The organism is Nevskiales bacterium (assembly GCA_035574475.1).
Taxonomy (GTDB): domain Bacteria; phylum Pseudomonadota; class Gammaproteobacteria; order Nevskiales; family DATLYR01; genus DATLYR01.
This window is the reverse complement of record DATLYR010000112.1, coordinates 1-6,710: the sequence shown is the minus strand read 5'-3', so window position 1 is coordinate 6,710 and position 6,710 is coordinate 1. Positions and strand designations below refer to the sequence as shown.

Genomic DNA, 6,710 nt, shown 5'->3' with positions numbered 1-6,710 from the left:
CGCGCCGCACCTGCGCCACTACCCGCCGCGTGCCTGGCCGATGCTGGCGCTCACCTGGTATCTGCTGGGGCCGCTGCTGGCCGCCGGCCGCGATGATTTTCCGGCGCGGCGCACGGGCCTGGGCAGCACCCGTGTCGCCGCCGGCGTGGTGGCGCAGTGGGCGCGCTGGGCGCGCAGCCGCGACTACCTGTTCGATGTCGCGCATGGCCTCGACACGCGGCGCTACGCGCGCCTGGCGCTGCCGCTGCTGTCCTATGCCTTCGACGACGACGCCTATGCGCCGCCCGCGGCGGTGGAGGCGCTGCTGCGCCATTACCCGGCGGCGCGCATCGAGCGCCGCCAGGTGCCGCGGCCGGCGCGCGGCGCCATCGGGCATTTCGGGTTTTTCCGCGAGGCCTGCGCCGAGACGCTGTGGCGTGAGTCCGCGGACTGGCTGCGGCAGCAGGCGGACGGGAGGGCAAGCCATGCGCGGTCTGCTTAAGGCGTTCTACGGAATCCTCGGCATCGGCAGCCTGGCCAACGGGCTGTGGATGCTGGCCTCGCCGGCGAGCTGGTACGTGGGCGTGCCGGCGGCGGTGCCGGACACCGGGCCCTTGAACACGCACTTCGTGCACGACATCGGCGTGGTGTTCGTGGTGGTGGGGCTGGGCGCGCTGTGGTGCCTGCGCAACCTCGAGCGCTGCGCGCCGGTGCACTGGGGCATCACGCTGTTCTATGCCGGGCACGCGCTGGTGCACGTGGCGGAGATTGCCGTGGGCCTTCTGCCGCACAGCCACTGGTGGATCGATGTGCCGCTGGTGTTCCTGCCGGCCGTGCTGCTGATCGTGACCGGGCTGCCGCCGGTCCGGCGCGCGGCGCTGCGTGACTAAACGCGGAATTCGGCGACCACCGGGGCGTGGTCGGAAGGGCGCTCCTGCGTGCGCGGGGTCTTGTCGATGACGCAGGCGGCGCAGGCCTGCGCGAAGGGCGCGTTGGCCAGCACGTGGTCGATGCGCAGGCCGAGGTTGCGGCGGAAGGCGGCGGCGCGGTAGTCCCACCAGCTGTAGCTGCCCGGTTCCTGCGGGAACAGCCGGAAGCAGTCGCGATAGCCGAGCGCGAGCAGCGCGCGGAAGGCCTCGCGCTCCGGCTCGCTGCACAGCACCTGGCCCTTCCATAACACCGGATCGTGCACGTCCTCGTCGGCCGGCGCGATGTTGAAGTCGCCCAGCACCACGATGCGCGGGTGCTGCTTGAGTTCCTTGCCGAGCCAGCCGCGCAGCGCCTCCAGCCAGATCAGCTTGTACTGGTATTTGTCCGAGCCCACGCTCTGCCCGTTGGGCACGTACAGGTTGATCACGCGCAGGCCGTCGCAGTGCGCGGCCAGCACGCGCTTCTGCTCGTCGGCGAAGCCCGGGATGCCGGCCTGCACGGCCGCCAGCGGCTTGCGGCTCAGCAGCGCCACGCCGTTGTAGGTCTTCTGGCCGGAGTAGGCCACCTGGTAGCCGGCGGCCTCGATCTCGGCGCGCGGGAAGTTCTCGTCGGTGAGCTTGGTTTCCTGGATGGCGAGCAGGTCCACCGGGTTGGCGGCCAGCCATGCCAGCACCTGCGGCAGGCGCACGCGCAGCGAGTTGACGTTCCACGTCGCGATCTTCATGGGCGGATCCTCAGGCCGCCTGGTCGAGCAGGCCGTTGTGGCGCAGCAGGGGTTCGATGGTCGGCGGCCGCCCGCGGAAGGCGACGAACAGCTCCATGGCTTCGCGCGAGCCGCCCTGTTCGAGGATCGTGCTGAGGAAGCGCCGCCCGGTGGCGGGATCGAACAGCCCGGCCTCCTCGAAGGCGGAGTAGGCATCGGCCGAGAGCACCTCGGCCCACTTGTAGCTGTAGTAGCCGGCCGCGTAGCCGCCGGCGAACACGTGCGCGAAGCTGTGCGGGAAGCGGTTGAAGGCCGGCGGCTGGAAGACGGCCACCTCGTCGCGCACGGCCTGCGCCGTCTCCAGCACGCGCCCGCCGCGTGCCGGGTCGTACTCCAGGTGCAGCCGGAAATCGAACAGCGCGAACTCCACCTGGCGCAGCATCATCAGCGCCGACTGGAAGTTGCGTGCCGCGCGCAGCCGCCGGTACAGGTCCTCGGGCAGCGGGGCGCCGCTCTGCCAGTGGCGCGCCATCAGGTCGAGCGATTCGCGTTCCCAGCACCAGTTCTCCATGAACTGGCTCGGCAGCTCGACCGCGTCCCAGGGGACGCCGTTGATGCCGGCCACGCCGGCCGTTTCGACCCGCGTCAGCAGGTGCTGCAGGCCGTGGCCGAACTCGTGGAACAGCGTGATGACCTCCTCGTGGCTCAGCAGCGCCGGCTGTCCTGGCAGCGGCGGGGTGAAGTTGCAGGTCAGGAAGGCGATCGGGATCTGCAGCCCGCGCCGCCCGCGCCGCCGCCCGGCGCAGTCGTCCATCCAGGCGCCGCCGCGCTTGTTCGGGCGCGCGTAGGGATCGAGAAAGAAACGTCCGCGTACGCCTTCGGCGTCTCGGATTTCGTAGGCGGTCACGTCGGCATGCCAGACATCGGCGCCGGTCAGCGGCTCGATGCGCACGCCGTACAAGCGGCCGACGATGGCGAACAGTCCGTCCAGCACCTGCGGCAGCGGGAAGTAGGGGCGCAGCTCCTCGTCGCTGATGCGAAAGCGCGCCTGGCGCAGCTTCTCGCTGGCATAGGCGATGTCCCAGGCCTGCAGCTCGCCGATGTCGAGCGTGGCGCGTGCGAAGTCGCGCAGCTCGGCCAGCTCGCGCTCGGCGCGCGGCCGGCTGCGGCGCGCGAGGTCGCGCAGGAAGTCCAGCACCTGCGCCGGCGTCTGCGCCATCTTGGTGGCCAGCGAGCGCTCGGCGAAGTTGGCGTAGCCGAGCAGCCGCGCCGCCTCGTGCCGCAGGCGCAGGATGTCCTCCATCAGCGCGCTGTTGTCGAAGCGGCCGGCGTGGGGCCCCTGGTCCGAGGCGCGCGTGCAGAACGCGGTATAGATCTCCTCGCGCAGGGCGCGGTCGTCGGCATAGGTGATGACGGCGTGATAGCTGGGGAACTCCAGCGTCAGCAGCCAGCCGTCGAGTCCGCGGTTGCGGGCCTGCTGCTGGGCCTGGGCCAGTGCCGAAGGCGGCAGGCCGGCGAGGGCGCGCGCGTCGGCGATGGATTTCTCCCAGGCCTGGGTGGCGTCGAGCAGGTTTTCTTCGAAGCGGCTCTGCAGCCTGGACAGCTGCTGCATGATGTCTTTGAAGCGCGCCTTGTCCGCCGGCGGCAGCGCCACGCCGGACAGGCGGAAGTCGCGCAGGGTGTCGCGCACCAGCTTCTGCTGGCCGGGATCGAGCTGCGCGAATTCCGGACCCTCGGCCAGCGCCTGCCAGGCGCGGTACAAGTCCTCGTTCTGGCCCAGCTCGGTGGCGTAGTCGCTCAGCTTGGCCAGGCAGGCGTTGTAGGCCGTGCGCCAGCCTTCCGAGTTGAGCACGTGGTTGAGGTGTGCGGCCGGCGCCCAGGCGCGGTGCAGGCGGTCGTCGAGTTCCTCCAATGGCCGCGCCAGGCGGTCCCAGTCCCAGGGGCCGCCGCGTGCCAGGAGCGTGGCCACGGCCTGGCGGTTCTCGGCCAGGATGCGGTCCACGGCCGGCTCGGCATGCTCGGCGCGGATGCGGGAGAAGGGGGGCAGGCCCTCCTGCTCCAGCAGTTCCAGCAGGGGGTTTTCGGTCGCTTCTTGCATGAAAAACAACGATGGATTTGAGCGCCGGGTCCGTGGATTATAAGGTGAACCGGCAGGGCGTGGCCCCGTCATGCACGCGCAACACAACTGCCTGAAAATGAACAAACTTCAAGAGAGCGCCCCCCATGGCTAGACGCACGCCTCCGCGGCTGCCGCGCAGCGGCCGCCGCTTCGACCCCCGCCGCCGCGAATTCCTGATCGGCATGGCTGCCGCGACCGGTGCGCTGACCTTGCCGGCCTGCAGCGGCAGCGGTGGCGACGACGGGCTGCCGGGCGGTGATCCGGGCACCGGCCTGAGTCGCCTGCCGCCGCCGGAGGAATCCGGCATCGATCACATCGTGCAGGTGATGATGGAGAACCGCTCCTTCGATCACTTCCTGGGCTGGGTGCCGGGGGCGGATGGCGTGCAGGCGGGCGCGCGCTATCCCAACGTCAACGGCGAAATGATCGAAACCTTCCGCCTGTCGCAGCACCCCGATTACGGCTACCAGGGCTGCGGCTGGGCCGATCCCAACCACAATTACGACGGCGGTCGCGTGCACCTCGCCAATGGCGCGATGAACGGCTGGCTGCTGACCGAGGGCACGGCCAGCGATCCGAACGATCACTTTCCGGTCGGCTACTACACCGCCGAGGACCTGCCGTTCTACGCCGGCGTGGCGCAGCACTTCACGGTCTGCGACCGCTATTTCCACGGCGTGCTGACCTCGACTTTCCCCAACCGCATGTACATTCATGCCGGCGCCACCGACTTCCTGCAGAACGACCTGCCGTTCGTGCAGCGTGATCCCTCCACACTGCCGACGATCTGGGATCATCTGACCGCGGCCGGCATTTCGCACAAGAACTATTTCCACGACCTGCCGACCACGGGGCTGTGGGGCACCAAGTACGTGGATCACATGGCGCCGTTCGCGCAGTTCCTGCTGGACGCCGCCGCCGGCCGGCTGCCGGCGGTGTCCTACATCGACCCGTTCTTCGGCGCCGCGGTCGGCGAGAGCCCGGCCGGCATCTCGCAGGACGACCACCCGCAGGCCGACGTGCGCGACGGCCAGGTGTTCCTGAACCGCATCTATGACGCGCTGCGCACCAGCCCGAACTGGGAGCGCACGCTGATGATCGTCACCTACGACGAGTGGGGCGGTTTTTACGACCACGTCGTGCCGCCGTTCGCACCGATCTCGGATGCAGAGCGCGCCATCGGCAACGACGGGCGGTTGGGCTTCCGCACGCCCTGCGTGATGGTCGGCCCGCGCGCGCGCCGCGGCCACGTCAGCCACCTGCAATTCGACCCGAACTCGGTGATAAACCTGATCCGCTGGCGCTGGGGCCTGGGCCCGGTGGGCGACAGTCCGCGCAACCAGACTTCGATCAACATGGCGCACGCGCTGGACTTCGACAATCCGCCCAGGCTGGACGCGCCGAGCTTCGGCCTGCCGCCGCGCGTCACGCCCTACGGCGCGCTGTGCACCGCGACCCTCCCGGGCTCGCCGGATCCGCACAACGCCGAGATCAACGGCGTGCTGGAGATGATTCGCGGCTTCGGCGTGCCGATCTAGAGAAGCCCATACTCGATCAGCTGCCAGACGAACAGCGCGCCGCCGACCAGGAACCAGGCGAAGCACAGGCCGGCGTACCAGCGCCAGCGGCGGCACAGGTCGCGCTGCAGCACGGCGGAAAGCAGGTAGGGCTGCCCGCGCTGCGGCGGTTTGGACAGGGTGTGCAGGCCCTCGCTCGCCAGTTCCAGCCGTGCGCGCTGCAGCTCGGCCAGCGCGGCGCGCCGCGCGGCTTCCCATTCCTTCACGTCCACTTTACCGTCGCGGTTCACGTCGAGCAGCTGCATCCGCGCGGGATCCTGTTTCCATTCCGCCAGCTTTTCGCGCAGCGCCGTGTTCTCGTCGGCGCCGTCCTGCAGCGCGCTGCGCGTGGCGAACAGGCCGAGGGCATAGACCCGTGAGTCAGGCGCGATGCGGCGCTCGGTGTAGCGGTAGCTGCCGGAGTGGAAGAGGCCGGAGCCGGTGGGCGGCCCGCTGGGCCAGGCGCTGGACCCGTACCAGACCTGGCGGTCGGTGGTGACGACCTCCGCGCCCGCCGGGTTCACCAGGCAGCGGCCGGTGTCATCCTCGAGGTAGAACGGTGCGTCGCTGGTTTTTTTGTCGATGGTGTCCCAGGAGGTGCTCTTGTTGCGCCGCACTTTCTTCTCGATCTCGTAGAACCACCACACGCAGGGCGTGCCGGTCAGCGGCGCGGACAGCGGCTCGCGTTCCATCGGGCGCGCCACCCCTTCCAGCTCCACATAGCCCTGGTGCGCGGAGCGCACGCGCGAGGTGGGCGTGTCCTCGATGAGCCGGGTGTGGCGCAGGAAGCGGAAGCTGTAATAGAAGGCCGCGGCGACGCTCAGGCCGAGGATGAAGACCGCGTCGGCGTCAAACTGCATCCGTTCGTGCTGGTCCGGCGCTATGCCTGCGCGAAGCGCATGGCTAGCTGCTGAACAGGGACTTCATGTCCACGTCCTTCTTTTCCTCGTCGGCGAATTCCAGCAGCTGCGCGGGCTTGAAGCCGAACAGGCGCGCCAGGATCACGTCCGGGAACTGCTCGATGCGCACGTTGTTGTTGTTCACGCTCTCGTTGTAGAACTCGCGCCGGTCGGCAATGGAATTTTCCAGCCCCGAGATGCGCCCCTGCAGCTGCAGGAAGCTCTGGTTGGTCTTGAGGTCCGGGTAGGCTTCGGCCAGCGCGAACAGCTTGCCCAGCCCCAGCCGCATCTGGGTTTCGGCCGCGCCGACCCCGGCGACGTCGCCGGCCTCACGCGCGGTGTTGGCCGCGGCGCGCGCCTGCATGACCTTCTCCAGCGTCTCCTGCTCGAACTTCATGTACTGCTTGCAGGTTTCGATCAGCTTGGGCAGCTCGTCGTGGCGCTGCTTCAGCAGCACATCGATGTTGGCCCAGGCCTTGCTGACGGCGTGCTTGAGGTTGACCAGCTGGTTGTAGATGACGATG

7 protein-coding genes are annotated in these 6,710 nt (G+C 69.3%); 3 read left to right on the top strand and 4 right to left on the bottom strand.

Features of this window, described 5'->3' with window-relative positions:
- Together VNJ47_06635 and VNJ47_06630 are read left to right on the top strand one after the other, a co-directional pair.
- Window positions 1-481, top strand: a 481-nt coding sequence (locus VNJ47_06635) for a hypothetical protein (GenBank protein HXG28505.1), incomplete at its 5' end; no start/stop codon positions are given.
- Complete coding sequence (locus VNJ47_06630) at window positions 465-869, top strand: hypothetical protein (protein HXG28504.1); 405 nt, start codon at window positions 465-467, stop codon at window positions 867-869. The genes VNJ47_06635 and VNJ47_06630, both read left to right, overlap by 17 nt.
- Here the strand turns inward: VNJ47_06630 and xth are convergent.
- Entirely contained in the window at window positions 866-1,633 is a 768-nt protein-coding gene (xth, locus tag VNJ47_06625; protein ID HXG28503.1) for an exodeoxyribonuclease III, read from the bottom strand. The two genes, VNJ47_06630 and xth, sit on opposite strands and share 4 nt — an antisense overlap.
- A 10-nt stretch (window positions 1,634-1,643) precedes the next feature.
- A complete protein-coding gene (prlC, locus tag VNJ47_06620; GenBank protein HXG28502.1) occupies window positions 1,644-3,710 on the bottom strand; it encodes an oligopeptidase A in 2,067 nt (688 codons plus the stop codon).
- 125 nt (window positions 3,711-3,835) lie between these two features.
- Here prlC and VNJ47_06615 point away from each other — a divergent pair, with 125 nt between their 5' ends.
- Window positions 3,836-5,269: an alkaline phosphatase family protein gene (locus tag VNJ47_06615; protein ID HXG28501.1), complete on the top strand. Its 1,434-nt coding sequence runs from the start codon at window positions 3,836-3,838 to the stop codon at window positions 5,267-5,269.
- Here VNJ47_06615 and VNJ47_06610 read toward each other — a convergent pair.
- Window positions 5,266-6,147 carry a GIDE domain-containing protein gene (locus VNJ47_06610; protein HXG28500.1) on the bottom strand — a complete coding sequence of 294 codons (882 nt, stop codon included), beginning with the start codon at window positions 6,145-6,147 and terminating at the stop codon, window positions 5,266-5,268. The genes VNJ47_06615 and VNJ47_06610 overlap by 4 nt on opposite strands.
- 43 nt (window positions 6,148-6,190) lie before the next feature.
- Window positions 6,191-6,710 (bottom strand): LemA family protein (locus VNJ47_06605; GenBank protein ID HXG28499.1); only part of this gene is annotated, 520 nt, incomplete at its 5' end.

Coding starts and splice junctions, on each gene's coding strand:
- VNJ47_06630 (HXG28504.1), top strand. CDS start 465: ATGCGCGGTCTGCTTAAGGCGTTCTACGGAATCCTCGGCATCGGCAGC.
- xth (HXG28503.1), bottom strand. CDS start 1,633: ATGAAGATCGCGACGTGGAACGTCAACTCGCTGCGCGTGCGCCTGCCG.
- prlC (HXG28502.1), bottom strand. CDS start 3,710: ATGCAAGAAGCGACCGAAAACCCCCTGCTGGAACTGCTGGAGCAGGAG.
- VNJ47_06615 (HXG28501.1), top strand. CDS start 3,836: ATGGCTAGACGCACGCCTCCGCGGCTGCCGCGCAGCGGCCGCCGCTTC.
- VNJ47_06610 (HXG28500.1), bottom strand. CDS start 6,147: ATGCAGTTTGACGCCGACGCGGTCTTCATCCTCGGCCTGAGCGTCGCC.